25 protein-coding genes are annotated in these 26,812 nt (G+C 68.6%); 17 read left to right on the top strand and 8 right to left on the bottom strand.

What is annotated here, in order from left to right; translation table 11 throughout:
• The first annotated feature begins 3 nt into the window (after nucleotides 1–3).
• Together HQ308_RS03205 and HQ308_RS03200 are read left to right on the top strand one after the other, a co-directional pair.
• Nucleotides 4–249: a MoaD/ThiS family protein gene (locus tag HQ308_RS03205; RefSeq protein WP_231476463.1), complete on the top strand. Its 246-nt coding sequence runs from the start codon at nucleotides 4–6 to the stop codon at nucleotides 247–249.
• A gap of 2 nt (nucleotides 250–251) precedes the next feature.
• A complete protein-coding gene (locus HQ308_RS03200) occupies nucleotides 252–1,007 on the top strand; it encodes a fructosamine kinase family protein (RefSeq protein ID WP_222630639.1) in 756 nt (251 codons plus the stop codon).
• A gap of 2 nt (nucleotides 1,008–1,009) precedes the next feature.
• On the opposite strand, the gene HQ308_RS03195 is transcribed toward HQ308_RS03200, so the two are convergent.
• The gene (locus tag HQ308_RS03195) at nucleotides 1,010–1,606 is read right to left on the bottom strand and encodes a TetR/AcrR family transcriptional regulator (RefSeq protein ID WP_027507050.1); all 597 of its coding nucleotides are present in this window, start codon (nucleotides 1,604–1,606) and stop codon (nucleotides 1,010–1,012) included.
• Nucleotides 1,607–1,690: 84 nt separating this feature from the next.
• Between HQ308_RS03195 and HQ308_RS03190 the strand changes: the two genes are divergently transcribed.
• The 6 genes from HQ308_RS03190 (at nucleotide 1,691) to nrdF (ending at nucleotide 7,915) form a co-directional block, all read left to right on the top strand.
• Entirely contained in the window at nucleotides 1,691–2,251 is a 561-nt protein-coding gene (locus tag HQ308_RS03190; RefSeq protein WP_222637772.1) for an NAD(P)H-dependent oxidoreductase, read from the top strand.
• A 367-nt stretch (nucleotides 2,252–2,618) separates the two neighbouring features.
• On the top strand, nucleotides 2,619–2,861 hold the full coding sequence (locus HQ308_RS03185; RefSeq protein WP_027507048.1) for a redoxin NrdH: 243 nt from the start codon (nucleotides 2,619–2,621) through the stop codon (nucleotides 2,859–2,861).
• A gap of 135 nt (nucleotides 2,862–2,996) precedes the next feature.
• On the top strand, nucleotides 2,997–3,434 hold the full coding sequence (gene nrdI / locus HQ308_RS03180; RefSeq protein WP_037187075.1) for a class Ib ribonucleoside-diphosphate reductase assembly flavoprotein NrdI: 438 nt from the start codon (nucleotides 2,997–2,999) through the stop codon (nucleotides 3,432–3,434).
• A gap of 45 nt (nucleotides 3,435–3,479) precedes the next feature.
• A complete protein-coding gene (gene nrdE, locus HQ308_RS03175) occupies nucleotides 3,480–5,642 on the top strand; it encodes a class 1b ribonucleoside-diphosphate reductase subunit alpha (RefSeq protein WP_222645396.1) in 2,163 nt (720 codons plus the stop codon).
• Nucleotides 5,643–5,731: 89 nt separating this feature from the next.
• Entirely contained in the window at nucleotides 5,732–6,772 is a 1,041-nt protein-coding gene (locus tag HQ308_RS03170; protein WP_222645395.1) for a type IV toxin-antitoxin system AbiEi family antitoxin domain-containing protein, read from the top strand.
• 177 nt (nucleotides 6,773–6,949) lie between these two features.
• The gene (gene nrdF, locus HQ308_RS03165; protein ID WP_056445506.1) at nucleotides 6,950–7,915 is read left to right on the top strand and encodes a class 1b ribonucleoside-diphosphate reductase subunit beta; all 966 of its coding nucleotides are present in this window, start codon (nucleotides 6,950–6,952) and stop codon (nucleotides 7,913–7,915) included.
• Between the two features lie 291 nt (nucleotides 7,916–8,206).
• Here nrdF and HQ308_RS03160 read toward each other — a convergent pair whose 3' ends face one another.
• Both HQ308_RS03160 and HQ308_RS03155 read right to left on the bottom strand, forming a co-directional pair.
• Nucleotides 8,207–8,680, bottom strand: a complete 474-nt coding sequence (locus HQ308_RS03160; RefSeq protein WP_027507044.1) for an NUDIX domain-containing protein — start codon at nucleotides 8,678–8,680, stop codon at nucleotides 8,207–8,209.
• Nucleotides 8,681–8,704: 24 nt separating this feature from the next.
• Nucleotides 8,705–9,775 carry an ABC transporter substrate-binding protein gene (locus HQ308_RS03155; RefSeq protein ID WP_222645394.1) on the bottom strand — a complete coding sequence of 357 codons (1,071 nt, stop codon included), beginning with the start codon at nucleotides 9,773–9,775 and terminating at the stop codon, nucleotides 8,705–8,707.
• A 244-nt stretch (nucleotides 9,776–10,019) separates the two neighbouring features.
• Here HQ308_RS03155 and ctaD point away from each other — a divergent pair, with 244 nt between their 5' ends.
• The 3 genes from ctaD to HQ308_RS03140 all read left to right on the top strand — a co-directional run bounded on the left by ctaD (nucleotide 10,020) and on the right by HQ308_RS03140 (nucleotide 13,924).
• Nucleotides 10,020–11,807, top strand: a complete 1,788-nt coding sequence (gene ctaD, locus HQ308_RS03150; RefSeq protein WP_027507042.1) for a cytochrome c oxidase subunit I — start codon at nucleotides 10,020–10,022, stop codon at nucleotides 11,805–11,807.
• Between the two features lie 81 nt (nucleotides 11,808–11,888).
• Entirely contained in the window at nucleotides 11,889–13,139 is a 1,251-nt protein-coding gene (serB, locus tag HQ308_RS03145; RefSeq protein ID WP_027507041.1) for a phosphoserine phosphatase SerB, read from the top strand.
• Entirely contained in the window at nucleotides 13,136–13,924 is a 789-nt protein-coding gene (locus HQ308_RS03140) for a peptidyl-tRNA hydrolase (RefSeq protein WP_374198517.1), read from the top strand. Before serB ends, HQ308_RS03140 begins: the two co-directional genes overlap by 4 nt.
• 1 nt (nucleotide 13,925) lies before the next feature.
• Here HQ308_RS03140 and glgX read toward each other — a convergent pair whose 3' ends face one another.
• The gene (gene glgX, locus HQ308_RS03135) at nucleotides 13,926–16,091 is read right to left on the bottom strand and encodes a glycogen debranching protein GlgX (RefSeq protein ID WP_222645393.1); all 2,166 of its coding nucleotides are present in this window, start codon (nucleotides 16,089–16,091) and stop codon (nucleotides 13,926–13,928) included.
• A 43-nt stretch (nucleotides 16,092–16,134) separates the two neighbouring features.
• On the opposite strand from glgX, the gene HQ308_RS03130 reads away from it, so the two are divergent.
• Genes HQ308_RS03130 through HQ308_RS03110 form a run of 5 tightly spaced genes read left to right on the top strand, consistent with a single transcriptional unit; the run spans nucleotide 16,135 to nucleotide 20,815 of the window.
• Nucleotides 16,135–16,971: an ABC transporter ATP-binding protein gene (locus HQ308_RS03130; RefSeq protein ID WP_027507055.1), complete on the top strand. Its 837-nt coding sequence runs from the start codon at nucleotides 16,135–16,137 to the stop codon at nucleotides 16,969–16,971.
• Nucleotides 16,968–17,786, top strand: coding sequence for an NUDIX hydrolase (locus HQ308_RS03125; RefSeq protein ID WP_222645392.1), 819 nt, complete (start codon nucleotides 16,968–16,970; stop codon nucleotides 17,784–17,786). The genes HQ308_RS03130 and HQ308_RS03125 overlap by 4 nt, the downstream gene beginning before the upstream one ends.
• A gap of 10 nt (nucleotides 17,787–17,796) precedes the next feature.
• The gene (locus HQ308_RS03120) at nucleotides 17,797–18,576 is read left to right on the top strand and encodes an enoyl-CoA hydratase/isomerase family protein (RefSeq protein WP_056446209.1); all 780 of its coding nucleotides are present in this window, start codon (nucleotides 17,797–17,799) and stop codon (nucleotides 18,574–18,576) included.
• A 33-nt stretch (nucleotides 18,577–18,609) separates the two neighbouring features.
• Nucleotides 18,610–19,620 (top strand): class I SAM-dependent methyltransferase, encoded by a 1,011-nt coding sequence (locus tag HQ308_RS03115; RefSeq protein ID WP_027507036.1) that lies wholly within the window; start codon nucleotides 18,610–18,612, stop codon nucleotides 19,618–19,620.
• A 7-nt stretch (nucleotides 19,621–19,627) separates the two neighbouring features.
• Nucleotides 19,628–20,815 carry a class I SAM-dependent methyltransferase gene (locus tag HQ308_RS03110; RefSeq protein WP_222645391.1) on the top strand — a complete coding sequence of 396 codons (1,188 nt, stop codon included), beginning with the start codon at nucleotides 19,628–19,630 and terminating at the stop codon, nucleotides 20,813–20,815.
• On the opposite strand, the gene HQ308_RS03105 is transcribed toward HQ308_RS03110, so the two are convergent.
• The gene (locus HQ308_RS03105; RefSeq protein WP_222645390.1) at nucleotides 20,800–22,125 is read right to left on the bottom strand and encodes a PQQ-binding-like beta-propeller repeat protein; all 1,326 of its coding nucleotides are present in this window, start codon (nucleotides 22,123–22,125) and stop codon (nucleotides 20,800–20,802) included. The genes HQ308_RS03110 and HQ308_RS03105 overlap by 16 nt on opposite strands.
• 126 nt (nucleotides 22,126–22,251) lie before the next feature.
• Between HQ308_RS03105 and HQ308_RS03100 the strand changes: the two genes are divergently transcribed.
• On the top strand, nucleotides 22,252–22,995 hold the full coding sequence (locus HQ308_RS03100; protein ID WP_222645389.1) for an acyltransferase: 744 nt from the start codon (nucleotides 22,252–22,254) through the stop codon (nucleotides 22,993–22,995).
• Between the two features lies 1 nt (nucleotide 22,996).
• Here the strand turns inward: HQ308_RS03100 and HQ308_RS03095 are convergent, their stop codons facing one another.
• The 3 genes from HQ308_RS03095 to HQ308_RS03085 are packed head-to-tail and all read right to left on the bottom strand — an operon-like array spanning nucleotide 22,997 to nucleotide 26,564.
• Nucleotides 22,997–24,244: a glycosyltransferase family 4 protein gene (locus HQ308_RS03095; RefSeq protein ID WP_222645388.1), complete on the bottom strand. Its 1,248-nt coding sequence runs from the start codon at nucleotides 24,242–24,244 to the stop codon at nucleotides 22,997–22,999.
• Nucleotides 24,241–25,749 carry a glycoside hydrolase family 57 protein gene (locus HQ308_RS03090; protein WP_222637827.1) on the bottom strand — a complete coding sequence of 503 codons (1,509 nt, stop codon included), beginning with the start codon at nucleotides 25,747–25,749 and terminating at the stop codon, nucleotides 24,241–24,243. The genes HQ308_RS03095 and HQ308_RS03090 overlap by 4 nt, the downstream gene beginning before the upstream one ends.
• A 29-nt stretch (nucleotides 25,750–25,778) precedes the next feature.
• Complete coding sequence (locus HQ308_RS03085) at nucleotides 25,779–26,564, bottom strand: class I SAM-dependent methyltransferase (RefSeq protein WP_222645387.1); 786 nt, start codon at nucleotides 26,562–26,564, stop codon at nucleotides 25,779–25,781.
• Nucleotides 26,565–26,812 lie beyond the last annotated feature (248 nt).

Below are 26,812 nucleotides of genomic sequence, written 5' to 3'. Positions count from 1 at the left end.
TCCGTGACTGTGGACGTGCGGTACTTCGCGGGGGCCGCGGACGCTGCGGGCACCACACAGGAGTCGTACGACCTGAGGGTCGGCGCGACCGTGGCGGACGTGAAGTCGGCGCTGCGTGGACGCCACGGGCAGAAATTGAATCGTGTGCTGGACGTGGCGGTGTTCCTCATCGGCGACGAGATGGTCCGCGACGAGGCCTACCCCGTCGGTTCCCGGATCGACGTCCTCCCGCCCTTCGCCGGCGGCTAGAGATGGCGTTCGTCAAACGGCGTGAGGACGCGCATCCCGACTTCTTCGCCGCCGAAGCTGCAGGTCTGCGGTGGCTCGCCGACGGGGGAGCGCCTACGGTCGACGTCCTCGAGGTCGCGGCCGACCACATCGTTCTCGAACGCCTCGACTCCGTCCGGCCGACGCCGGACGCTGCTCGCCGCTTCGGCGCACTGCTCGCCCGCACCCACGACAGCGGTGCCCCCCGGTTCGGCTCGCCGCCTGCAGGTTTCGACGGAACGCTGTTCATCGGATCGCGCACCATGTCGTCGGTGGAGCACGACCGCTGGGGTGAGTTCTACGCGCAGGAACGGGTGCTGCCGTATCTCCGTGTCGCGGTCGACGCCGGCACGGTCACGCGGGACGAGGCCGACCTCGTGGAGCGTGCCTGCTCCGTCGTCGCGGACGGGTCGTTCGACTCGACCGACCCTCCGGCGCGTCTGCACGGCGACCTGTGGACCGGCAACGTGCTCTGGACGCCCGGCGGCGTGACGCTCATCGACCCCGCGGCGCACGGCGGACACCGCGAGACGGACCTCGCCATGCTGTCTCTCTTCGGCTGTCCGCACCTCGAGCACCTTCTCGACGGCTATCAGGAGCAGCACGAGCTCGCTCCGGGTGCCGAGGAACGGGTGCCTCTGCATCAGCTGCATCCCCTCGCAGTGCACGCGGCGGGTCACGGCCGGAGCTACGGCGTGGCACTGGCCGACGCCGCGACGCGGACCCTCGCGCTGGCCTGAGGTCAGGCGGAGGCGATGCGGCGGGCGAGATCCTCCCAGCCGTCGGCGAGGCGCTCGGTGGTCATTCCGGCGTCGCGTTGCAGGTGCAGCACCAGAGTGGCCTCGAGCGGGGCGAGCAGCGCGTAGGCCAGCAACGTGACATCGCCCGACACGCCGATCTGCCGCAGCAGTGTGCTCACGTGGGTCAGGCCGACCGCGTGGGCGGGCGCGGAGAAGCGCGAGACGGGCGAGTTCTCGGCTGCCCGCAGCACCTCACCCTGCACGGCGACCAGGTCGAGGCGGGCACGGCCGAACGCGACGAGTCGATCGAGCGGTGGTGCGCCGGGGCCCAGCGGGGGAGGACCGAAGAGGAAGGCCTGTTGGAGTTCGGTCTCGGTGTGGTCCAGAAGAGCGAACATCAGACCCGCACGACTGCCGAACCGACGGAACACGGTGCCCTTGCCCACACCTGCGCGGGCTGCCACGGCGTCCATGGTGACGGAGTCCGCTCCGCGCTCGTCGACCAGCCCGATCGCGGCGTCGAGGAGCAGACGGCGGTTGCGCGCGGCGTCGCAGCGCTCGCTGTCGTCGGCCGCCATCGGCAGAGGGGCATGTGTCACATCGTCAGGATAGCGCGTCACGGAAGAAAGTGGACTACGGTCCGGTTGTAGATCACGGACACACTTCGTCGAAAGGACCCACCCATGAGCCGCGTCATCGCACTCGTCGGCAGCCTCCGCGCCGCCTCCATCACCCGTCGTCTCGCCGAGACCGCCGCGTCAGTCGCACCCGAGGGCGTCGAGGTCGTCATCCACGAGGGCCTCGGAGACCTTCCGTTCTACAACGAGGACATCGACACCCCCGAGTCGGTCGCCTCGCTCGACACCGTGACCGCTCTGCGCGCGGCCGTCCAGGACGCCGACGCCGTGTTGCTGCTCACGCCCGAGTACAACGGCACCATCCCCGCAGTACTCAAGAACGCCATCGACTGGCTCTCCCGCCCCTACGGCAGCGGCGCCATCTCCACCAAGCCGACCGCCGTCATCAGTTCCTCGCCGAGCTCGAACGGCGCCCGGTGGGCCAAGGAGGACACGGAGAAGGCGGCGCGGATCGCCGGCGCGAGCGTGCTCGACGACGTCGATCTCGCCATCGGTGGCGTGGTGGCCGCGATCGACGGGGGCCATCCCCGTGACAACTCACAGATCGCCGCGGACATCGCCGAGGTCGTCACGGCGCTCACCCGCGCGGAGCTCGTCGACGCCTGAGGCTCGAGGCCCCGTCCGCAGCGCGGTCTCACGACGCGCCCGAGGGGTCGCGACACGCCGGAGTTTTTCGCGTCCGACCAGGTAATTCCACCAGTGTCATTACAAAGTGTGGTGTTGCCTTGCACTGTCGGACACTAGGTGTAGTGTCTTGAACACCGAGAGGCCACAACGGCTCGAGGCCCGCATCACCCCCTTTTCGGAGGGGTGGATGCGGGTCCGGCCCGGTCTCTCGGACAGGTTGTCAGTGGTGTGCACGGCAGAGTCGGCGGGTCTCGCTTTCTCCAGTGCGATCCCACAGCAGCAGTGCAGGACAGCTCTCGGGCGAACAGCGAGCGCATCCGGACACAGGATGCGGAGAAGAGGATTCATGAGCGCCACCACCGTCACCGTCTACACCAAGCCCGCCTGCGTGCAGTGCAAGGCCACGTACCGCGCTCTCGACAAAGAGGGCATCGAGTACGACGTCATCGACATCTCGCAGGATCCCGAGGCACGTGACTACGTCATGGCGCTCGGCTACCTGCAGGCACCTGTCGTCGTCGCAGGCGAGGACCACTGGTCCGGCTTCCGTCCCGACCGCATCAAGACCCTCGTCACCGCCGCTGCCTGAAGCGCGTCCGCCGCGCCTTCCGACGAGGAGGCCGGCTCGGGTGAGTTCCCGACTCACCGCTGACGGCCGACCCACCCGGTCCGCGCCGTCGCGAATGTCGAAGAAGTGCGCAGAGTCGGCGGAGGATGGAGCATCGTGTCCGAATCGCTGGTCTACTTCTCGAGCGTCTCGGAGAACACCCACCGGTTCGTGGAGAAGCTCGAGATCCCCGCGACGCGCATCCCCGTTCGCTATCCCCGCGACGACGTGGAGATCGACCGTCCGTACGTCCTGATCCTCCCGACCTACGGCGGCGGCACCACCGCGCTGGGGCGCGACACGAGTTACGTCCCCAAGCCCGTCATCCGGTTCCTCAACGACGAGCACAACCGGTCCCTCATTCGCGCCGTCATCGCCGCGGGCAACACCAACTTCGGCGATTCGTACTGTTTCGCCGGGGACGTGGTCTCGGCAAAATGTCAGGTCCCGTTCCTCTATCGCTTCGAAGTCATGGGTACCCCGGAGGACGTGGAGCGGGTCCGCACCGGACTCGCCGAGTTCTGGGACCGGCTCGACGCGACCTGCACCATCTGATCGTCCGCACCAGTACCGCCCATCATCGATCTCAGGAGTACGCACATGGCACCGACCATCACCGACTCGTCTCCCGCCGTGTCGCGCCGTGACGACTCGGAGCTCGACTATCACGCTCTGAACGCGATGCTCAACCTGTACGGGCCGAACGGCGAGATCCAGTTCGAGAAGGACCGGGACGCCGCGCGGGCGTACTTCCTGCAGCACGTCAACCAGAACACGGTCTTCTTCCACAACCTCGACGAGAAGCTCGACTACCTGGTGGAGGAGAACTACTACGAGGCAGAGGTTCTCGACCAGTACTCGCGATCCTTCGTCAAGGGTCTGATCGAGCACGCCTACTCCAAGAAGTTCCGGTTCCCCACCTTCCTGGGTGCGTTCAAGTACTACACGTCCTACACGCTCAAGACGTTCGACGGGAAGCGCTACCTGGAGCGCTTCGAGGATCGCGTGTGCATGGTCGCGCTGACGCTGGCCGTCGGCAACGAGACTCTCGCGACCGACCTGGTCGACGAGATCATCGCCGGCCGCTTCCAGCCGGCCACTCCCACGTTCCTCAACTCGGGCAAGAAGCAGCGCGGCGAGCCCGTCTCCTGCTTCCTCCTGCGCATCGAGGACAACATGGAGTCCATCGGTCGCTCCATCAACTCGGCACTGCAGCTGTCCAAGCGTGGTGGCGGAGTCGCGTTGCTGCTCAGCAACATTCGTGAATCCGGTGCGCCGATCAAGCGCATCGAGAACCAGTCTTCGGGCGTCATCCCCATCATGAAGCTGCTCGAGGACTCGTTCTCGTACGCCAACCAGCTCGGAGCGCGGCAGGGTGCCGGCGCGGTGTACCTGCACGCGCACCACCCGGACATCTACAAGTTCCTCGACACCAAGCGCGAGAACGCCGACGAGAAGATCCGCATCAAGACGCTGTCCCTCGGCATCGTCATCCCGGACATCACGTTCGAGCTGGCGAAGAAGAACGAGGACATGTACCTCTTCTCGCCGTACGACGTCGAGCGCATCTACGGCAAGCCCTTCGCCGACGTAAACGTCAGCGAGACGTACCACGAGATGGTCGACGACGCGCGCATCCGCAAGACGAAGATCAAGGCGCGCGAGTTCTTCCAGACCCTCGCCGAGCTGCAGTTCGAGTCGGGCTACCCCTACATCATGTTCGAGGACACGGTGAACCGGGCCAATCCCATCGAGGGCAAGATCACGCACTCGAACCTGTGCTCGGAGATCCTGCAGGTCTCGACGCCGTCCACGTTCAACGAGGATCTCTCGTACAGCCATGTGGGCAAGGACATCTCGTGCAACCTGGGTTCGCTGAACATCGCGAAGACCATGGACTCGCCCGACTTCGCGCAGACCATCGAGGTCGCCATCCGCGGCTTGACGGCCGTGTCGGACCAGACCCACATCTACTCGGTGCCGTCCATCGAGCAGGGCAACAACACCTCGCACGCCATCGGCCTCGGCCAGATGAACCTGCACGGCTACCTCGCTCGTGAGCGCATCCACTACGGCAGCGAGGAGGGTGTCGATTTCACCGACATCTACTTCTACACCGTGCTGTTCCATGCGCTGCGGGCCTCGAACCGTCTGGCGAAGGAGCGCGGCAGCTACTTCGGAGGCTTCCCGCAGTCCAAGTACGCGTCGGGCGAGTTCTTCGACAAGTACACCGAGCGCGCCTGGGAGCCCAAGACAGCGCGTGTCCGAGAGTTGTTCTCCCAGTCGGGAATCAGCATCCCGACGCAGGACGACTGGGTCGAGTTGAAGGCGTCGGTGCAGCAGCACGGCATCTACAACCAGAACCTGCAGGCCGTCCCGCCGACCGGCTCCATCTCGTACATCAACTACTCCACCAGTTCCATCCACCCGGTGGCGTCGAAGATCGAGATCCGCAAGGAAGGCAAGATCGGCCGCGTCTACTATCCGGCGCCGTACCTGACCAACGACAACCTGGAGTACTACCAGGACGCGTACGAAATCGGCTACGAGAAGATCATCGACACGTATGCGGCAGCGACGCAGCACGTCGACCAGGGCCTGTCCCTCACGCTGTTCTTCAAGGACACCGCGAGCACCCGCGACATCAACAAGGCGCAGATCTACGCGTGGCGCAAGGGAATCAAGACGCTGTACTACATCCGGCTGCGCCAGATGGCCCTCGAGGGGACCGAGGTCGAGGGTTGCGTCAGCTGCATGCTCTAGTGGGCTTCGCCCCCGTGCGCCTTGTGCGCATCTGACGATGCGCAAAAGGCGCACGGACGGGTGTCGTACCGGTCGTGCACCATCCCCGCATGCGCATCCGGGGGGACGAACATGAACTGCATCGACTACTGGACGATCAGTCAGGCCTGTTCACGCAATCGCAGGTGACGGGCCTCGGGTACAGCCGAGACAGAGTTCGGCGCCACGTCGAGTCGGGCCGCTGGGCGATCGTTCTTCGGGGCGTCTACGCCATCGCAGCAGGTCCGCTCGATCGGGAACAGACTCTGCGCGCCGCCCTGCTCTACGGCGGCCCGGACTCCTTGCTCAGTCACCGGAGCGCAGCGGAGGAGTGGGGTCTGCGGCGAGTCTCATCGGGTGCACGCGCCCATGTCACGGTTCCCTACGGCCGTTCGGCGCGGTGCCAGAGTCCCACCAGGGTTCGCTCCCGAGTGACGGCGACGGGACCGGTGGCCCGCGTCGGGTCCGTTCTACATCCCGGGGTCGTGGTGCATCGGTCCCGCGCTCATGCACACATCGTGCACGACGGGCCGCTACCGAGAACCCGTGCGGCCGACACGGCGATCGACCTTGCGACATCCGAATCGACTGCGCGCGAAGCGATGACGAGTCTGGTGTCCTCCGTGAGCAGTCGGATCGTGCGCCTCGACGACATCCGTGAGCGACTCGAGAAGCGTCGCCCCTACCGCTACCGTGTGGCCCTCGAACAGGCTGTGCGGTACATGTCCGACGGGGTGCAGTCCGTTCTCGAACTCGCGTACGCACTCGAGGTCGAGCAGGCGCATGGATTTCCCGTCGGTGCACGTCAGAGCCCTGTTCGCGTCGACGGGCGGACATTGTTCGAGGATGTCGACTATTCGAACGTCGGCGTCGACCTGATCGTTCGCCTGGACGGCCGTCGGTTCCACGCGATGCCCGGCGTGGCCTTCCGCGACCGTCGACGCGACAATGCCGCGGAACTTGCCGGCCGCCCGCGTCTGGTCTTCGGATACGACGAGGTGGTCGACGATCCTTGCGGTGTCGCACGTGAGGTGACGACCGTCCTCCGTCGTGAGGGGTGGGTAGGCGAGTGGTCGGGCTGCGCCCGTTGTGAGCCTCGTGCGCATCTCTGAACGCGCATGAGGCGCACGGGTCGGAGACACACGGTGTTGTGTTGGCCCCCGGGGCATGCCACAACGGGTAGTGTTGCCGTCAGTGACAATTCGCGGCCACGGCCGCATTTCTCGCAGTCCCCGGCGCACCGCAGGTGCAGCCGTGAAGCAGAGTCATCGATCAGCAGGTAGGTACCCATGGTGAAGCTCATCGATCGCGTCTCCGCGATCAACTGGAACCGCGTCGTCGACGACAAGGATTCCGAGGTCTGGGATCGGCTCACCAGCAACTTCTGGCTGCCCGAGAAGGTGCCGATCTCGAACGACATCCCGTCCTGGGACACGCTGACGGACCACGAGAAGCAGCTCACCATGCGCGTCTTCACGGGTCTGACGCTGCTCGACACGATTCAGGGCACCGTCGGCGCCGTGTCGCTCATCCCGGACGCCATCACTCCGCACGAGGAGGCGGTGTACACCAACATCTCGTTCATGGAGTCGGTGCACGCCAAGTCCTACTCGTCGATCTTCTCGACGCTGTGCTCCACGCGCGACATCGACGATGCGTTCCGCTGGTCGGAGGAGAACCCGAATCTGCAGCGCAAGGCGTCCATCGTCATGGACTACTACAAGGGCGACGACCCGCTCAAGCGCAAGGTCGCCTCGACCCTGCTCGAGTCGTTCCTCTTCTACTCCGGCTTCTACCTGCCGATGTACTGGTCCTCGCGGGCCAAGCTCACCAACACTGCCGACCTCGTGCGCCTGATCATCCGCGACGAGGCCGTGCACGGGTACTACATCGGCTACAAGTACCAGCGTGGACTCGAGACCCGCTCGCCCGCCGAGCGCGAGGAGCTGAAGAACTACACGTTCGATCTGCTCTTCGAGCTGTACGAGAACGAGACCGAGTACACGCAGGACCTCTACGACGAGGTCGGTCTGACCGAGGACGTCAAGAAGTTCCTGCGCTACAACGCGAACAAGGCGCTCATGAACCTCGGCTACGAAGGCTTGTTCCCGAAGGACGAGTGCGACGTCAACCCGGCCATCCTGTCGGCGCTCTCACCCAACGCCGACGAGAACCACGACTTCTTCTCGGGTTCGGGAAGCTCGTACGTCATCGGCAAGGCAGTCAACACCGAGGACGACGACTGGGACTTCTGACCCACCTCACCTCGGGGCACCGTCCGCTTTGCGGGTGGTGCCCTGAGTCATGTCTGGTGAGCACGTCTCGAGTGCGAGGTGCTCCGGTTCCCGCAACCCGCTTCGGTTGTAGCAGGAGCGGGTTGCGGAAACCGGAGCACGTGCGCCGTTGCGCCCTCCTGCAACGGTTGTAGCCACCTTCACCGGTTGTGACCGGTGAAGGTGGCCGAAATCGGTGAGGGTGTGCGGGCGCGCCCGACACTGAGCAGCGGTGCACACAGGACGCGGCAGAACGGCACGGTCCGGCGCCACCTACCGCCGGAACCAGGCCTCCGGGCCGTGGTCCAGCGCCTTCGCGATGCGGAGAGTCGAGGTGTCGGTGATGTCCGCGGGCAGCGCATCGCGCGCGAACCACTGCACGTCGAGGTTCTCGTCGTCCGCGACCCGCGCCTCGCCGGCGACGTACCGGGCGAGGAAGCAGACGTCGAGGTACTGGGTGCGGTCGCCGTTCGGGTAGACGATGGGCTCGGTGACGTCGACACTCGTCAACCGCACGAGCTCGGCCGTCACGCCCGTCTCCTCCAGGATCTCCCGGAGGGCGGCCGGTCCGGGTTCCTCGCCGGGCTCGAGGACGCCGGACACCACGGCCCAGAGCTCGTTGTCCTTGCGACGCGTCAGCAGCAGCCGATCGTCGGCGTCGAGCACGACGGCACTGACACCGGAGAGCCAGAGCGGATCGTGACCGATCTTGGCGCGCAGGGTGGTGATGAACTCGGGTATCGGCACTCCCGGAACGCTACCGCCGACGCGTCAGACGTAGCCGTTCAGCGTGTTCGACACGTCGGTGAGGACCGCGCCCGCAGCCACGAGGCCCTCGCCCGACCACACCGTGTCGTCGACGCTGAACACGCGACTGTCCGTCGCGGCGCCGAGGTCCTTCCAGGCGTCCGAGTCCATGACCTCGGTGCCGCGTTCCAGCCCCGCCTGTCCGTCGAACATGACGTAGATCAGGTCGCCCTCCGCGTCGGACAGATCGTCCTGCGGGAGTGCGCGGGTCTCGCCCAGCTGAGGCCCCGGTCGTCGCACGCCCGCCTGCGCGAGTACCTGCCCCGCGAAGCTGTCGTCGCCGAGCAGTTGTGTGCCGTCGGCGCCGAAGCGCACGAGAGACGCCTCGGTGATGCGGGAGTTCTGCTCGCGGCCCACGGTCTCGGCGCGTGCGCGGTACTGCTCCGTCGCACGGGTGGCGGCGTCACGTCGTCCCATCGCCGCGGCCGCGAGCGTGGACCGTTCGAGCCACGACGACGACGCGCGCGTGAGAACGGTCGGGGCGATGCCGTCGAGTTGCGCGGTGACGGCGGGGTCGAGGGCGTCGCCGCCGATGATGACGTCCGGAGCCAGTGCTCGGATCGCGTCGACGTCGGGGGAGCCCTCGGGTCCGACGCCGGCGATCTCGGCGATGCCGGTGCCGAGGTAGTCCGGGCGCAGCAGGCCGGACGGGGGAGCGGTGGGAGCGAGCGGCGCCGTGGGTGCGCCGACGACGCGCTCCCAGGTGCCGACGGCGCACGACGCGTCGAGTGCCGTCATGGTGAGAACCACGACACGTTGCGGATCGGCGGGCACCGTGGTCGCACGGCCGCTGCCGACGACGAGCCGGGTGTCACCTTGCTGACCGACCGAGTCGACCGGCTGCGGGAGCGCGCACAGGCCGGCGGTGCCACGTTCGATGCCGACGACGCCGGCTCCGGCCACGTTCGTGGTGGTCCGCACAATGGTGGAGGCGTCGTCACTCGAGGTGTCGCCGCAGGCAGAGAGGGCGAGCATCGCGGGAATCGTCGCGAGGGCGACGACCGATCGAGCGTGACGACGAGAGCGATCCGACATGGCCGAGACCTTACGGGCAGTCCGGAAGCCGGTCGCTCGGCGAGTGGCGGGCAGGCCGTGCTCCGGTCGTGGAGGCTCTCGGAAGAGGGCCTCCCGCGGGCCGGAAAATGCGACACCCGGGTGGAAGTACGACACTTCGTAGGACCCGTGCCGCAGTTCGTGTGTCATGGGGTTACGATCCATAGAGCGCACGAATTTCATGCGTCCACCTCGGGCACGGGGAGACGCGCTTTCAGGAGGATCAGTGACTGCCCTAGCGCCCCAGCCAGTCCCCGAGCTGACGGCTTCACGGCCGTACCCGCCCCGTATGGGGCCCAAGGGATCGTTCATCCACAAGATGGTGACGACCACCGATCCGAAGACGCTCGGGATCATGTACATGGTCACGTCGTTCGGCTTCTTCTTGTTCGGTGGCGTCCTCGCCCTGCTCATGCGTGCGGAGCTCGCCCTCCCGGGCATGCAGTTCCTGTCGAACGAGCAGTACAACCAGCTCTTCACCATGCACGGCACGATCATGTTGCTGCTGTACGCGACGCCCATCGTGTTCGCGTTCGCCAACTACATCCTCCCGCTGCAGATCGGTGCGCCCGACGTGGCGTTCCCACGTCTGAACGCGTTCAGCTACTGGCTGTACCTGTTCGGCGCACTCATCGCCTCGGCGGGCTTCATCACCCCCGGTGGCGCTGCAGACTTCGGCTGGACGGCCTACACGCCGCTCACCGACGCCGTGCACTCGCCGGGCGTGGGCGCGGACTTCTGGATCATGGGCCTCGCGCTCTCGGGCCTCGGCACCATCCTCGGTGGCGTGAACATGATCACGACGGTCATCTGCCTGCGTGCCCCGGGCATGACCATGTTCCGGATGCCGATCTTCACCTGGAACATCTTCGTGACGATGATCCTCGTGCTGCTCGCCTTCCCGCTGCTCACCGCGGCACTGCTGGGACTGGCGGCCGACCGACACCTGGGTGCGCACCTGTTCGATCCGGCCACGGGCGGTGTGTTGCTGTGGCAGCACCTGTTCTGGTTCTTCGGTCACCCCGAGGTGTACATCATCGCGCTGCCGTTCTTCGGCATCGTGTCGGAGATCTTCCCGGTCTTCTCCCGTAAGCCGCTGTTCGGTTACACGGGCCTGATCTACGCCACCATCGCCATCGCGGCGCTGTCCATCGCCGTGTGGGCCCACCACATGTACGCGACCGGTGCGGTGCTGCTGCCGTTCTTCTCCTTCATGACGTTCCTCATCGCTGTCCCGACGGGTGTGAAGTTCTTCAACTGGATCGGCACGATGTGGAAGGGCCAGCTGACGTTCGAGACGCCGATGCTGTTCTCGGTCGGCTTCCTGGTCACGTTCCTCTTCGGTGGTCTGTCCGGTGTGCTGCTCGCCAGCCCGCCCATCGACTTCCACGTCACCGACTCCTACTTCGTGGTGGCGCACTTCCACTACGTGCTGTTCGGCACGATCGTGTTCGCGACCTACGCCGGTATCTACTTCTGGTTCCCGAAGATGACGGGCCGGATGATGGACGAGGCTCTCGGCAAGTGGCACTTCTGGGCCACCTTCGTCGGCTTCCACGCCACGTTCCTGGTGCAGCACTGGCTCGGCGCCGAGGGATTCCCGCGTCGCTACGCGGACTACCTCCCGTCCGATGGCTTCACGGTGCTCAACTCGATCTCGACGGTCGGTGCCTTCGTCCTCGGCGCCTCGACGTTGCCGTTCCTCTGGAACGTCTTCAAGAGCTACCGCTACGGCGAGGTCGTCACGGTCGACGATCCGTGGGGCTACGGCAACTCCCTGGAGTGGGCGACCAGCTGCCCGCCGCCGCGCCACAACTTCGTGGAGCTCCCGCGTATCCGCTCCGAGCGCCCCGCGTTCGAGCTGCACTACCCGCACATGGTCGAACGCATGCGAGACGAAGCGCATGTGGGACCGGGCCACGGTGGAGGCAAGACCACCGAGGTGCTCGAGCAGGCACGCCGCGCGCCGATCGCGACCAGCGATCACGAAGGTTCGGGCGACCGCGACAAGTAGTCCTCTCGTTCCACGACCGTTCCAGCGACGAGCCCCTCTCCTCACGGTGAGGGGCTTTTCGTGTGACAAGGAGATACCTCGATGGTGGAGACACCACCCCCGCCGACGTCCGTGCTCGTGACGGTCACCGGCGGTGACAAGCCCGGTGTCACATCCGTGCTCTTCGCCTCGCTGGCGCGACACGACGTCAGCGTCGTGGACGTGGAGCAGGTGGTCATTCGCGGTCGCCTGACGCTCGGTGTCCTGGGCAGTTGCCCCGGGGACGTCGAGAGTTTGCAGGAGCACCTCGAGGAGGCCATGGGCACGGTGGGTGTCCACGTCGACGTCGAGGTCGGGGGAGCGCACGGTCGTTCGCCCCTCTCCACCCACGTCGTCGTCGTGTTGGGACGGCCCGTCACCGCGCGAGCCATCAGCGTGCTGTCGAGTGAACTCGCGCGACAGGGCGCCAACATCGACTCGATCCGCGGTATCGCCGACTACCCGGTGACGGGACTCGAGCTGTTGGTCTCGGCCCGTCCGCAGGAGGAGGGCGGGCTGTCGAGCGACGAGGCCGACGAGGCGTTGCGGTCGGCGCTCGCGACCGTGGCTGCCGGAGTCGGTATCGACGTCGCCGTCGAACGGTCCGGACTGGCTCGTCGAGCGAAGCGCCTCATCGTGTTCGACGTCGACTCGACGCTGGTGCAGGGCGAGGTCATCGAGATGCTCGCGGCGCGGGCCGGAGTCGAGGACGAGGTCCGAGCCGTCACCGAGGCGGCCATGCGAGGCGAGATCGACTTCGCGGAGTCACTGCACCGTCGAGTCGCGACCCTGGCCGGGTTGGACGCATCGGTCATCGACGACGTCGCCGAGGATCTCGAGCTCACGCCGGGCGCGCGCACCACCATTCGGACGTTGCGACGACTCGGCTATCACTGCGGCGTGGTGTCGGGCGGTTTCCGGCAGGTGATCGAGGGCTTGGCGCACGAGCTCGAACTGGACTTCGTGAAGGCGAACACCCTGGAGATCGTCGACGGCAAGCTCACCGGCCGCGTGATCGGCGATGTCGTCGATCGCGCGGCGAAGGCGGTGGCGCTGCGCCAGTTCGCCTCACAGGTCGGTGTGCCGATGGAGCAGACGGTGGCGGTCGGCGACGGTGCCAACGACATCGACATGCTCACCGCGGCGGGTCTCGGCATCGCCTTCAACGCGAAGCCGGCGCTGCGCGAGGTCGCGGACGCGGCGCTGTCCTATCCGTTCCTCGACGCGCTGCTCTTCGTCCTCGGTGTCACCCGCAGTGAGATCGAGGCCGCCGACTCCCTCGACGGCGGGGTTCGCCGCATCCCCATCCCGTGATCGACGAGGGTCCCCTGGAGGACGTCCGGCCGTCCACCCTCGAGGAGCGCCACGCGGTGCTGGTGGCCGGGACGAGTGCGGCCGGTTCCTACGGCTCGCGAGTCGATCCGCCCGATCCTGCCGACGTGCGCGCGATGCCGCTGGTGCTCCACATCCCCAAGGTCGATCCGCCGGCCCGGTCCGACCTGCTGGCCGCGGCGGCGTCCGCGACGCTGCAGGTGTGCCTGGACGAGCGCATCGCCCCGGGCGGTCCCTGGCACGAGGAGTACACGGCGTGGCTGGGTGCGCGGATCCGCAAGGTGTCCCGTCGCGCGCGGGGCGCGCAGTGGACGGCGGCGCAGGAGGTGGACGGCGTGACCGTCGACGCGGGCGGGGCGTCGGCTCGGGCCTACGTGCCGTGCCGTGTGGGTGATCTGGACTCGAGGCTGCGCAAGCTCCAGGTGGGAGGCACCGACCTGCCGGCCGACGACCCGGGACCGCACGCCGAGGGTGCCGTGCGGCTCTGGGTGGACGCGGAGCTCGAGATGACCGTCGGCAAGACCGCCGCCCAGGTGGGACACGCCGTGATGCTCGCTGCCGGTGCCATGACGGTCGAGGACGTCCGGGTGTGGCAGGACGCGCAGTGGGCCGTCAGCGTTCGTGATGCCGATGCCGAGACCTGGTCTCGCCTCGTGGCCGAGTGCGAGCGCGGCACCGCCGTCGGCGTGCGGGACGCCGGCTACACGGAGGTCGCCCCCGGGTCGATGACCGTGATCGCCGAGCTGGACGTCCCGCGCACCGCCTGAGTCAGGACGGGATCGTCGAGATGTAGACGAGCACGATCGGACCGGCCACTCGGACGGTGCTTCCCGCGGTGACGGGCGACGCGTCCACCGGTCGACCGTCGGGTGTCGCGGAGTCGAAGACGGGAACGTAACCGGGTGCCTCGTCCGGCCCGTGTCGACGGTGATCGGGGAGGACGATGTTCGCATCGCCTCCCGAGTGCACCACCAGCAGAGCCGAATCGAAGGTCTCCGCCTCGACCCCTGCGTGTCGGAGCGCGGGGATGCGCACGTCGGATCCGTCGACCCAGGCCTGCAGGGTCCGGGCGTGATCGTCGTTCCACCGATCGCCGACGATCTCGGCCCCGTCGTGGTCGAACCACATGAGATCCGGTTCGCCGCTGGGTGTGTCACGACCGGCGAAGAACTCCTGTTGGCGCAGAACGGGTGCCGATCGACGCAGCCGCAGTGCTCGTCCCAGAGTCGCCGTCAGGGCGTCGTCCCGTCTCGACCAGTCGATCGCGTGCGCATCCGCGGCCGATGTTTCCTGCGGCACGCAGTAGGCATTGTTGTTGCCGTGCTGCGTGTGTCCCAGTTCGTCGCCGGCCAGGAACATCGGTGTCCCGGTGGACAGGGCCAGGGTCGACAGCAGCGCACGCACGTGTCGATCGCGCGCCGCGAGCACGGCGGGGTCCTCGGTCTCGCCCTCGACGCCGTGATTCACCGAGAGGTTGTTGTCGGTGCCGTCGCGGTTGGACTCGCCGTTGGCCTCGTTGTGCTTGGCGTTGTAGGACACCAGGTCTCGCGCGGTGAAGCCGTCGTGAGCGGTGACGAAGTTGACGGACGCCCACGGCCTGCGTCCGGTCGGCGCGAACAGATCCTCGGATCCCGCGAGGCGTGACGCCAGCTCACGCACACCGCCGTGCCCGGCGAAGAAGCGGCGCAGCGTGTCTCGGTAGCGGTCGTTCCACTCGCTCCACACGCCGCCGAACCCGCCGACCTGGTACCCGGGCCCGGTCGCGTCCCACGGCTCGGCGATCAGCTTGGCACGGCACAGGATCGGGTCGGCGGCGATGGCGCTCAACATCGGGGCGTGCGGATCGAAGCGCCATCCGCCCGGCCTGCCCAGAGTGCTGGCGAGATCGAAGCGGAAGCCGTCGACCCCCAGTTCGGTGACCCAGTACCGCAACGAGTCGCAGACCATCCGGACGACGGCCGGGGACGCGGCGTCGACGGTGTTGCCGCATCCCGTCAGATCGATGTCGTGACCGCGGGCGTCCAGCAGGTAGTACCCGCGCGCGTCCAGGCCGCGCCACGAGAGGGAGGGGCCGTCGACACCGCCCTCGCAGGTGTGGTTGTAGACGACGTCGAGGATCACCTCGATACCCGCCTCGTGCAGCGTGTCCACCATCGTGCGGAACTCGGTGACCTCGGCGCCGGGGACCGAGGCGTACGACGGTTCGACGGCGAAGTACGAGCCGGTGCTGTAGCCCCAGTGGTTGCGCATCCCTCGGGCGCGCACACCGGGTTCGGTGAGGCACGCGTGCACCGGAAGCAGTTCCACCGCCGTCACACCCAGCGTACGAAGGTGCTCGAGCACCGCAGGGTGAACGAGTCCGAGGTAGGTGCCGCGTAGATTCTCGGGGACGTCCGGATGGGCACCGGTGAACGACCCGACGTGCACCTCGTACACGACGGTGCGGTCCCAGTCGGTCTCGAGTCGCGGTGCGTCCGAGGCCGGCAGGGGAGCGGTGACCACCGCGAGGGGAGCGTGTCCCAGCGAGTCGACCGTCGACTGCGGTCCGAACGGGTCGTCGCGATACGGCAGGAGGGCTCGCGCGTCGCCGAGGCTGCCGACGATGCGCCGTGCGTAGGGGTCGAGAAGGATCTTGTGCGGATCGAACCGGTGACCGGCCTCGGGATTCCACGGTCCGGAGACGCGGTAGCCGTAGACGGATCCGACGCCGGCCTCGGCGACCACACCGTGCCAGATGCCGTACGTGCGCTGGGTGAGGAGGTGACGCGACTCCCGTGAGTCGGGGCCCGACCCGTCCACCAGACACACCTCGACGGCGTGCGCGTCGGGTGCGTGCACGGCGAAGCAGACGCCGCCCTCCACGGGGTGGGCGCCCAACGGGAAGGGCCTGCCCGACGCGGCGGCGGACTTCGGTGAGTTCTGTTCGTGCGACACGCGTGCTGATCCTGCCGTGGATGCACCCCGCGCGTGCGGGAAGATGGAAGGCGTGTCCTCTCCTGACCCAGACCTGCTCGTCGAACTCGCCGATGTCTCCGTCGTCCGCGGAGGGACGACCCTCGTCGGCCCCGTCTCCTGGAACGTGGAGCTGGACGAGCGGTGGGTGGTCCTCGGACCGAACGGTGCGGGCAAGACCACGCTGCTGCGCGTCGCCGCGGCGGAGATCTACCCGACCTCCGGCACCGCGCACGTGCTCGGCGAGACGCTCGGGCACGTCGACATCTCGGAACTCAAGCCGCGCATCGGCCTGTCGTCCTCTGCTCTCGCCGGACGCATCCCGTCCGACGAGGTGGTGGCCGATCTGGTCGTGTCGGCGGGGTACGCGGTGCTCGGTCGCTGGCGTGAGAAGTACGACGAGGTGGACGACGAGCGTGCGGTCGACATGCTCGAGACGGCCGGTATCGAGCATCTCGCTCGCCGGACCTTCGGGACGCTGTCCGAGGGCGAACGCAAGCGTGTCCTGATCGCCCGCGCTCTGATGACGGACCCCGAGTTGCTGCTGCTCGACGAGCCGGCCGCGGGTCTCGACCTCGGAGGCCGCGAGGATCTCGTGGCCATCCTCACCGACCTCGCACTCGACCCCGACGCCCCCGCGACGGTGCTGATCACGCACCACGTGGAGGAGATCCCACCGGGCTTCACCCACGCGATGCTGCTCAAGGAGGGCGGAGTCGTGGCGCAGGGTCTCATCGACGACGTCATCACGGAGGAGAACCTGTCCACCGCGTTCAGTCAGGCCATCGCCCTCGAGCGCACCGACGGGCGCTTCTTCGCGCGGCGCAAGCGGTCGCGGTCGTCCCATCGGCGAGCGCGGTGACCGAACCGGTCGCGCTGCGGGACGCCTCCACCGTCATCCTGCTGCGCGATGCGCCGGCAGGGCTCGAGGTCTTCCTGCAGCGGCGAGTCGGACGGATGGCGTTCGCCGCCGGCATGACGGTCTTCCCGGGCGGCGGTGTGGATCCGACCGATCGCACGCCCGCGGACGGGGAGGACCGGTGGGCCGGCCCGTCACCCGCGTGGTGGGCGGCACGGTTCGGCACCGACGACGACGCCGCGGCGCGGGCCCTGGTGCTCGCCGCGGTGCGCGAGACCTTCGAGGAGTGCGGTGTCCTGTTCGCCGGGCCCGACGCGCACACCGTCGTCGCGGACACGTCCGATCACGCCGACCGGCGTCGTGCCGTCGAGAAGCATGAGATCTCTTTCGGTGAGTTCCTGGCCGAGACCCGCCTGGTGGTGCGCTCCGATCTGCTGCGCCCGCACGCCCGTTGGATCACGCCCGAGGGCGAGACGACCCGTCGGTACGACACCCGCTTCTTCGTCGCGGCGCTCCCGTCCGGGCAACGTCCCGACGGCGAGACGTCCGAGGCCGTCGACGCCGCGTGGGTGCGGCCCGCGGATGCCCTCGACGAGTTCCGTCGCGGCGACCGCATGCTGATGCCGCCCACCTGGGCGTGCCTGCGGCATCTCGCCGGTCACGGGTCGGTGGCCGAGGCCATGGCCGCAGAGGCCGATCTGGCGCCGGTGCAGCCCGTCATCAGCGGATCGGGTGGATCCGTGCGGGTGAACTTCGACGGCGCCGACGAGTATCGCGCCGACCTCCCCCCACGCACCGAGCGGACGTCGAACAGCTAGCGTGCTGGCCATGGCTGAATTCGTGACTCTCGACGTGACCGACGGCATCGGCACCATCCGGCTCTCCCGGCCGCCGATGAACGCTCTGAACCGCCAGGTGCAGGGTGAGCTCCTCGAGGTGTCGCGGGCCGCCGCCGAGGATCCGGACGTCAAGGCGGTCATCGTGTACGGCGGTGAGAAGGTGTTCGCCGCCGGCGCGGACATCAAGGAGATGGCGGAGATGTCCGCGGGTCAGATGACCGACGCGATCGGCGCTCTGCAGGCCGGTCTCGGAGCGATCGCGTCCATCCCGAAGCCCACCGTCGCCGCCATCACCGGATACGCCCTCGGCGGCGGTCTGGAGGTCGCCCTCGGTGCCGATCGCCGCATCGCGGGCGACAACGCGAAGCTCGGCGTCCCCGAGGTGCTGCTCGGCGTCATTCCCGGCGGTGGCGGCACCCAGCGACTCGCCCGGCTGATCGGCCCGAGCCGCGCGAAGGACATGGTGTTCACCGGCCGTTTCGTCGGGGCCGAGGAGGCGCTCGCCGTCGGTCTCGTGGACGAGGTGGTGGCCCCCGATGCCGTGTACGAGGCGGCGCGCACGTGGGCCGGTCAGTTCGTCCGCGGTGCCTCGCGCGCCCTCGCCGCAGCCAAGGCGGCGATCGACGAGGGTCTGGACACCGACCTCGCGACTGGCCTGAAGATCGAGGCGCACGTCTTCGCCTCGCTGTTCGGAACCGAGGACCGCGCGATCGGCATGGCGTCGTTCCTCGAGAACGGCCCGGGCAAGGCCGACTTCACCGGCAACTAGCCTCCCGCACTCGTTCAGATAGGGTTCCCTTCCATGACCGCTCGTGAACCGCACACCGACACCGCCGCCTCGACCGCACCGTCGGATCCGGCGCCGCGCCCGCACGCGAGTGCCGAGGAAGTGCAGGCCGCACGGTCGGACACCAAGCTGGCCCAGGTGCTCTACCACGACTGGGAAGCGGAGACCTACGACGACAAGTGGTCGATCTCCTACGACCAGCGCTGCATCGACTACGCCCGCGGCCGTTTCGACGCGGTGGCCGGATCCGAGGCCCTGCCGTACGGTCGCGCGCTGGAACTGGGCTGCGGTACCGGCTTCTTCCTGCTCAACCTCATGCAGAGCGGCGTCGCCGCGACCGGGTCGGTCACGGACCTGTCGCCGGGCATGGTCAAGGTCGCGCTGCGCAACGCCGAGAACCTGGGCCTCGACGTGGACGGCCGCGTCGCCGATGCCGAGACCATCCCGTACGAGGACGACACGTTCGATCTCGTCGTCGGTCACGCGGTGCTGCACCACATCCCGGACGTGGAGCAGTCTCTGCGCGAGGTGCTGCGCGTGCTCAAGCCCGGCGGCCGGTTCGTGTTCGCGGGCGAGCCGACGACGGTGGGCAACTTCTACGCGCGGTGGCTGGGGCGTCTCACGTGGGAGGCCACGACCCGCACGACGCGGTTGCCGTTCCTCGCGGACTGGCGTCGCCCGCAGCAGGAGCTGGACGAGTCGTCCCGTGCCGCGGCACTCGAGGCCGTCGTCGATCTGCACACCTTCGACCCGACGGAGCTCGAGAACATCGCCGTCGCCGCCGGTGCGGACGACGTGCAGGCCAAGACCGAGGAGTTCGCCGCAGCGCTGCTGGGCTGGCCGGTCCGCACCTTCGAGGCGGCGGTGCCGGCGGAGAAGCTGGGTTGGGGCTGGGCGAGGTTCGCGTTCAACGGCTGGAAGTCGCTGTCCTGGCTCGACGAGAACGTGCTGCACCACGTCGTGCCCCGTGGCTACTTCTACAACGTGATGATCACGGGCACGAAGCCGGACACCGGCGCGCTCTGACGCGTCGGTGGGATACTCGTTCGACCTCGACGACGTCGAGTACCTGGCCGGGGCGTCCGACGCGCTGGCCGCGGTCGGTGACCGTGCGCTGACGCCCGCCACGCTGGTCTCGGACATCGGCCGGATCCGCAGCGCCTTCGGTGACCGCGCCGCCGCGCTGATCGAGACGGTCACCCTGCGTCGCAAGGCCGCGACCAAGCTGCCGTTCGCCGGAACGTGGTTGGTCACCGACGACGCGGTGCAGCAGGCCACCACCGAACAGGTGTCCCGGCACCGGGCCGAGCGGCTGCGCGGACGTCGCATCCACGACGTCACCTGCTCGATCGGCACCGAACTGCACACCCTGCACTCGGTCGCGGACATCGTGGTGGGTAGCGATCTCGATCCGGTGCGGTTGGCCATGGCACGACACAACGTTCCCGACGTGGCCGTGCTGCGTGCCGACGCGGTCGTCCCCACCACGCGCGGCACCGTCGTCGTCGCCGACCCCGGCCGCCGCGCCGGCGGCCGCCGCCGTCACGACCCCGCAGCCCTCGAACCCCCGCTACCGGACCTCCTCGACGCCTATGCCGGCCGCGACCTGGTGGTCAAGTGCGCACCGGGTCTCGACATCGACCGTCTCGACCTCGCGAACCGACACACGCGGGCCGAGGTCGAACTCGTCTCCCTCGACGGCGCCGTCCGCGAGGCGTGCCTCTGGCTGGGGGAGGTGGCGGACCCCGCTGTGCGTCGCCGCGCGACGGTGCTCCGGTCGGACGGTTCCGCGTGGGAGGTGACGGACGCCGACTCGGACGCCATCGACGACGATCGTGCCCCGGGCAGGTACATCGTCGATCCCGACGGCGCCGTCGTGCGGGCCGGTCTCGTGCGCCACTACGCCGCGAGACATGGACTGTGGCAACTGGATCCACGCATCGCGCACCTCACGGGAGACGCGATACCGGAGGGGGCGACGGGCTTCGAGATCCTCGACAGGTTGCCCTTCACCGAGAAGGTGTTGCGCAAGCGGCTCGCGGAGCTGGGATGCGGGTCGCTCGAGATTCTCGTCCGTGGCATCGACGTCGATCCTGCGTTGCTGCGCCCCCGGCTCGATCTCCGGGGCACCGTGCCGCTGGGGCTCGTGATCACCCGGATCGGGCGCTCGGGGGTGGCCTTCGTGTGCGGGCCGCGCACCGGGCCTCAGCGGAACGAGTAGAGGGATCCCAGCGCGGTCGGGACGACCACCTCGCCGTCCGAGCCGACGACGACTCCGGGGCTGTAGCCCTCGGCGCCGGGGAGCGCGTCCGTGTCGACCGTCTCGCCGGTGGCCGTGTCGAAGGTGACGAGTGCCAGCCCGTCACCGTCGCCGACCACCGTGAAGCCCGTGGTGCCACCCGCCAGTGCGGAGGAACCTTGTGTCACGAGATCTGGCCGCTCCCACAGCGTCTCGGGTCGCTCGCCCGCATCGCGGATCGCCCGCAGATGCGACCCCGCGCCGCCCGCGGGGACGATGGTGCCGTCCGCAGCGACGGACACACTTCCTGCCGCACGGTCACCGACGAAGTAGGACCAGATCTCGGAGCCGTCCTCGGTGGAGTACGCCCGCACGGTGCCCTCGACGTCCGTGAGGTACACGCGGTCACCGTCGGGTGACACCACGGGGCTCGATGTCACGGCGGCGGGAAGCAGGGGCGACGACCACGCCTCGGTGAGCCCGGGGGAGTCCCCGCCGGTATAGGAGAGCGCCACGAGCTGGGGAGCGATGGCGCCGGCGCGCCACAGGATGAGGTAGACGGTCGAGGACTCCAGGTCGACGGCCGGTGCCGCCGCGACGGCGCAGTCCGGCCCACCGCCCAGGCAGGCCAGCAGACCGTCGTCCGCGGGCCGCAGCGTGGTGTTCGGCGCGTCCAGGGGCGTGGGATTGGGGTTCAGGTCCAGTACGGGTGCGACCGCGTTCCCGGTCTGGTTGCTCAGCACGTTGATCTGACCGAACTGGGTGACCACCAGGACGTTGCCGTCGGGCAGGAACTGCGGGGTGCGCGGTACCCCGTAGACCGGTGTGCGCCAGCGCAGTTGACCGTTCTGGTTGATCGAGCTCATGCTGCCGTCGTCACCGGCGTAGAGGTTGGACGCCGAGTCGGCGACCGCGGTCGACGAGACGCCGGAGGGTCCGAGCGAGTTGCAGAACCGCTTGCGTCCGGTCTCGCCCTGGAACGATCCGAGCGCGCAGCCGGCGTCTCCGGTCATCGTCACCGTGATCTGACCGTTGGGCGCGACGGAGGGACGTGTGGACGTGGGAGCGCCGAGAGGGCGGGTCCAGTCGAGAGCGAGGGAGCGACTGCCCTCGGTGGTCACGGAGGCGGAGTTGTGGGCGTCGGCGAGACCGCCGCGCCAGCCCTCGTCGCCCAGGATGTCGATGGGCCGGGAGTCACTGCCACAGGCCCCGAGGGCGAGGGCGCCGACCGCGAGGAGAGCGGCACCGGCTCGACGAGTGCGCACCGAGGTACGCGGGTTCTCGTCGTGCATGCACTCTCCTGATGTCGGGTGATCGGCTCGCACGAGACTAACGGCTGAAACGATGCGTCACGGTTCCGACCCCCGGTGGTCGGCCCCCGGGTTCCCTGCGGCGGCGCCGACAGTAATGTGCCGCCCATGACCAGCATGTGGAACGCGCCGTTGCGCACCCGGTGGCGAGGATCGCGGCGACGTGACCCCGACCAGGCGCGCTTCCTCACGCTCGCGTCGCTGCGCTGGGTGATCGGCCACAAGGCGTACACGCCCTGGTACCTGGTGCGGTACTACCGCCTCGCGCGTTTCAAGGCCGCGAACCCGCACGTGGTGTTGCGCGGAATGGTCTTCCTCGGCAAGAACGTCGAGATCCACGCGACGCCCGAGCTGGCGCGACTCGAGATCGGTCGCTGGGTGCACATCGGTGACGGCAACGCGATCCGCTGCCACGAGGGGTCGCTGCGCATCGGTGACAAGGTGGTGTTCGGCAAGGACAACGTCGTCAACACCTATCTCGACATCGAGATCGGTGCGTCCACCCTCGTCGCCGACTGGTGCTACATCTGCGATTTCGATCATCGGACCGAGGACATCACGGTGCCGATCAAGGATCAGGGCATCGTCAAGTCGCCCGTGCGGATCGGCCCGGACACGTGGATCGCCGCGAAGGTGACCGTGCTGCGGGAGACCGTCGTCGGTCGCGGCTGCGTCCTGGGCGCGCACGCGGTGGTCAAGGGGCATGTGCCCGACTACGGGATCGCGGTCGGCGCACCCGCACGAGTGGTCCGGAACCGTCGCACCGACTGGGAGGCCGGCGCGGAGGACCGCGCGGCGTACATCGCCGCACTGGAGGACATCGCCCGCAAGAAGTCGCTCGGGAGCGAGTGACTCAGTCCCGTTCGGGCAGTGGACGTTCGCTGATCGTGGGCCTGCCCAGCGGAAAGCGCACCCGGCGCTTCGCGGTGGAGTAGACCGTGGCGGTCTCGCGGGCCACGGAGTGCCAGTCGAAGTCGGACGTGAGTCGCGCACGTGCCGCGTCACTCCGGGTACGTGCCGCAGCGGGGTCGTCGAGTGTGCGCCGCACCGCCGTCGCCAAGGAGCCGACATCGCCGGGAACGAAGGACATCCCGGTGACGCCGTCGACGACGGCTTCGCCCAGGCCGCCCGCGGTGGAGGCGACGAGCGGTGTGCCGGCCGCGGCGCCCTCGAGGGCGATGATGCCGAAGGGCTCGTATCGACTCGGCAGCACCAGCGCGTCCGCCCGGTGCAGATGCCCGAGAACGCCGTCGTGGCCGAGGGATCCGACGAACGTCACCGCCCGGCGCACCCGGTGCACACGCGCCAGATCGACGAGGTGGTCGAGCTGGGTCCCGTCGCCGACGACGGTGAGCGTGGTGCCGGGGTGCGTCCGTCGGACACGGGGGAGTGCCGCTATCAGATCCTGCACCCCCTTCTCGTACTCCAACCGACCCACGAAGAGCAGGGACGGGGCGCCGGTGCGCGCCGCGCGAGGACGGTATGTCCAGGTCCGGGTGTCGATGCCGTTGCGTATCACGTGGACCGGGGACGGAAGCGGACCGAAGAGGCGGACCACCTCGTCCTCCATTCCCGCGGAACACGTGATGACGGAATCGGATTCGTGCGCCAGCCACCATTCCACGGAGTGCACCTGGCGGTTCACGCGGCCGGAGACCCATCCGCTGTGGCGTCCGGCCTCCGTCGCGTGGATCGTCGAGACCAGCGGGACGTCGTAGTACTCGGCGAGCGCGATCGCCGGGTGCGCCACCAGCCAGTCGTGGGCATGGACGACGTCGGGAACCCACCCCTCGCCGATGCCGGGCTTGGAGAGTGCGAGGCCGGCGCGCACCATCGCGTGACCCATCGCGAGCGTCCACTCCAGCATGTCCACTCCGAAGGTGAAGTGCGCCGGATCCTCGGCCACGGCGACGACGAGCACGCCCTCGGCGACCGTGCTCACGGTGGGGTGGGTCGCCGCGTCGGAACCCGTGGGGCGGCGGGAGAGGACCACCACCTCGTGTCCGGCCGCGGCCAGTTCCACCGCGAGATGGTGGACGTGGCGACCGAGGCCGCCGACCACCACGGGCGGGTACTCCCACGAGATCATCAGGACCTTCACGCCCGCACCTCCCGACCCGTCGGTTGCAGACGCCGCGCATCGAGGTCCGGGAACAGATCGTCCGCCTGGTTCCACCCGGATGCAAGGTCGGCGGCTCGTGCGTGATGCCCGTGCACGCGGGCGTCGGCGATCTCGCGCACCGCGTGAGCGTGCTTGTGGGCGCGGTCGCGGGCGTACTGCGCGGCCGAGTCCTTGCTCACCATGAAGGCCCAGTCGCTCGAGACGGTGAGCATCGTCTCGCGCAGGATCTGGTCCGCGACACGGTCTCGCAGACCGCCGGGGGGTGCCGCGTCGACGGCGTCGAGCGCGGTGGCGGTGACCTCGGCGTTGAGATCGACCAGGTCGCGGACGGGATCGCCCGCCCACACCCGCCAGTCCTTCCCGCTGCCCCAGGAGGTGTCCGGGAGGTCGACGGGATCACCGACGTAGCCGTCTCGCTTCGCGCCCGCGAGTGTCCCGACGCGGATGCCGGCCTCGGGGAGCGCACGCAGGATGCCGGCCAACCATGCCGGACCCTCGTGCCACCAGTGTCCGAAGAGCTCGGTGTCGAAGGCGGCGACCACCAGTGCCGGGGACCCGGTGCGCGCGTGTTCGGAGCGCAGCCGGCGGCGAACCACGTCGACGAAGTCCTCGACGTGCGTGCGGACGGCTGCTGCGGCGCGCTCCGGGTCGTACGGCGCCTTGTCCGGGCCCGCGACGCTTCTGCCGGTGACCCGGGACGGCTTCAGCCCGGTGTCGTGGTCGTAGGTGTGGAAGTCGCGGTACGCGGAATGACCGGGATAACCGGACTTCGGGGACCACACGCGATAGCTGACCGGGAGATCGCGACCGAACGCGACGACGTGGGTGTCGCCGACCGGACGGCCGCACGTCGTGTCTCCGTGCAGAGCCGGGCCGTCGACCATGAAGTGTCCGACGCCCGCGGCGGCGTAATCGAGTTCCATCCCTGCGGTGAAGGCGCACTCGGGTGCCCAGATGCCCTCGGTGCCGCGGCCCCACCGGCGTACGGCGTCGGCGCGTCCCTCGCGGAGCGCGAACGTCCGCAGTCGTGGGTCGAGCAGAGGTTGGAACGGGTGCATCGACGGCCCACCGAGCAGTTCGACGGCGCCGGAGTCGGCCAGTTCGCGCAGTCGGGGGGCGCCGCCGTGGCGCCAGCGGGTCTCGAACTCGTGCAGAGCGGCAGCCGATCGCCGGTGTTCGCGGTGACCGAGCGCGCGGCGGTCCGGGTCACGGGACCCGGCGGCTTCGGCGGCGCGGAGCTGCCAGTTGCCGAGCCAGTGATGCATCCCGTCGAGGCTGTACGGATCGTCCAGTTGGGCGGCGAGTACCGGGGTGACGCCGAGGGTCAGCAGATCGGTGCGGCCCTCGTCGGCCAGGGTCCGCAGTTCGCGGACCACGGGCAGGTACGAATCTGCCCACGACTGGTAGAGCCACTCCTCCCCGACGGGCCACCGCCCCTGGTGGGCGAGCCACGGGAGATGGGAGTGCAGGACGAGCGCGAACATGCCCGGTTCGTCGGCCGAGGTCGCGCTCGTCACGTGCTGGACGGTTTCCGGGCCACCGCGACGAGATCCAGGCTCTCGTCGATCGCCTCGGCGTGAAGGTCGAAGTCGTCGACGGTGATGCCGGCGACGTCGGCGACCAGGGTCGCGGGCCACGGCTCACCGGCGAGCGCGCGGTCGATCTGCGCGTCGATGAACGATCCGCCGTGGGTCGCGTCGAGTTCGCGCAGTCGCTCGCCGTGATGCACTCCGGTCATCGAGTCGATCTCGAATCCCGTGTCGGACAGTAGTTCCCGTAGTTCCGCAGCTGCGAGCTCGCGGGTGTGGAAGGGGTTCAGCGGGGTGTCCCGGCCGGGGGAGAACGTGATGCGGTTGGGAGTGCTGACGAGGAGGACGCCGCCGGGAACCAGAACCCGGAGGCACTCCCGCAGGAACTCGGCCTGGTCCCACAGATGTTCGATCACCTGGAAGTTGACGACGACGTCGACGCTCTCGCCGCGCAGCGGCAGCATCGCGAGGTTGCCTCGGGTCATGGCGACCGACGGGTACCGGCGAGCGACGTGTTCGGCGGCGCTGCGGTCGTAGTCGAGACCGATCACCCGTGTCGCCGTCCGCGCGATCAAGTCGGCGCCGTAGCCCTCGCCGGAGCCCGCCTCGAGCACCACTCGGTCGGCGCAGGCCGGTGCGAGACGGCGGTACACGACCTCGTGCCGACGGAACCAGTAGTTCTCCTCGGCGATGCCGGGCACGGTGCGCTCGCCGGTGAGCGGGAGGGGTGTCTCGGTCGACACTGTCGTGTCGGTCGCGGCGTCGTTCATCCGGGCGACAGTAGTTCCCACCTGCCCGGTCGAGCGACGCCGGTCGGCGGTCCGAGGGGCCCCGGGGGGTGATTTCTCGGCGCGACAGGAGTAAGTTACCCATCAGTAACCACGAATGGGGTAACGTCCGTGACACGTCGGTTCCGGGGCTTCGGCCCACCGCGCGCAGCGTGAACTCCGAATACGTTTCGGGCCCCGCGCTACGAGATCAAGACCTGATTCACCGAGACAGGACACAGGAGGTCGAC

This window comes from Rhodococcus sp. BP-241, from assembly GCF_019836145.1.
Classification (GTDB): Bacteria; Actinomycetota; Actinomycetes; order Mycobacteriales; family Mycobacteriaceae; genus Rhodococcoides.
The sequence above is the reverse complement of the archived record's forward strand: the minus strand, read 5'-3'. Positions and strand labels throughout refer to the sequence as shown.

Bases quoted from the DNA above. Each gene is read 5' to 3' on its own strand.
- nrdE (WP_222645396.1), top strand. From the start codon at position 3,480: ATGGCACCGACCATCACCGACTCGTCTCCCGCCGTGTCGCGCCGTGAC.
- HQ308_RS03120 (WP_056446209.1), top strand. From the start codon at position 17,797: ATGGCTGAATTCGTGACTCTCGACGTGACCGACGGCATCGGCACCATC.
- HQ308_RS03115 (WP_027507036.1), top strand. From the start codon at position 18,610: ATGACCGCTCGTGAACCGCACACCGACACCGCCGCCTCGACCGCACCG.
- HQ308_RS03190 (WP_222637772.1), top strand. From the start codon at position 1,691: ATGAGCCGCGTCATCGCACTCGTCGGCAGCCTCCGCGCCGCCTCCATC.
- HQ308_RS03170 (WP_222645395.1), top strand. From the start codon at position 5,732: ATGCGCATCCGGGGGGACGAACATGAACTGCATCGACTACTGGACGAT.
- serB (WP_027507041.1), top strand. From the start codon at position 11,889: ATGGTGGAGACACCACCCCCGCCGACGTCCGTGCTCGTGACGGTCACC.
- HQ308_RS03130 (WP_027507055.1), top strand. From the start codon at position 16,135: ATGGAAGGCGTGTCCTCTCCTGACCCAGACCTGCTCGTCGAACTCGCC.
- HQ308_RS03100 (WP_222645389.1), top strand. From the start codon at position 22,252: ATGACCAGCATGTGGAACGCGCCGTTGCGCACCCGGTGGCGAGGATCG.
- HQ308_RS03085 (WP_222645387.1), bottom strand. From the start codon at position 26,564: ATGAACGACGCCGCGACCGACACGACAGTGTCGACCGAGACACCCCTC.
- HQ308_RS03105 (WP_222645390.1), bottom strand. From the start codon at position 22,125: ATGCACGACGAGAACCCGCGTACCTCGGTGCGCACTCGTCGAGCCGGT.
- HQ308_RS03090 (WP_222637827.1), bottom strand. From the start codon at position 25,749: ATGTTCGCGCTCGTCCTGCACTCCCATCTCCCGTGGCTCGCCCACCAG.
- HQ308_RS03155 (WP_222645394.1), bottom strand. From the start codon at position 9,775: ATGTCGGATCGCTCTCGTCGTCACGCTCGATCGGTCGTCGCCCTCGCG.
- HQ308_RS03200 (WP_222630639.1), top strand. From the start codon at position 252: ATGGCGTTCGTCAAACGGCGTGAGGACGCGCATCCCGACTTCTTCGCC.
- HQ308_RS03185 (WP_027507048.1), top strand. From the start codon at position 2,619: ATGAGCGCCACCACCGTCACCGTCTACACCAAGCCCGCCTGCGTGCAG.
- nrdF (WP_056445506.1), top strand. From the start codon at position 6,950: ATGGTGAAGCTCATCGATCGCGTCTCCGCGATCAACTGGAACCGCGTC.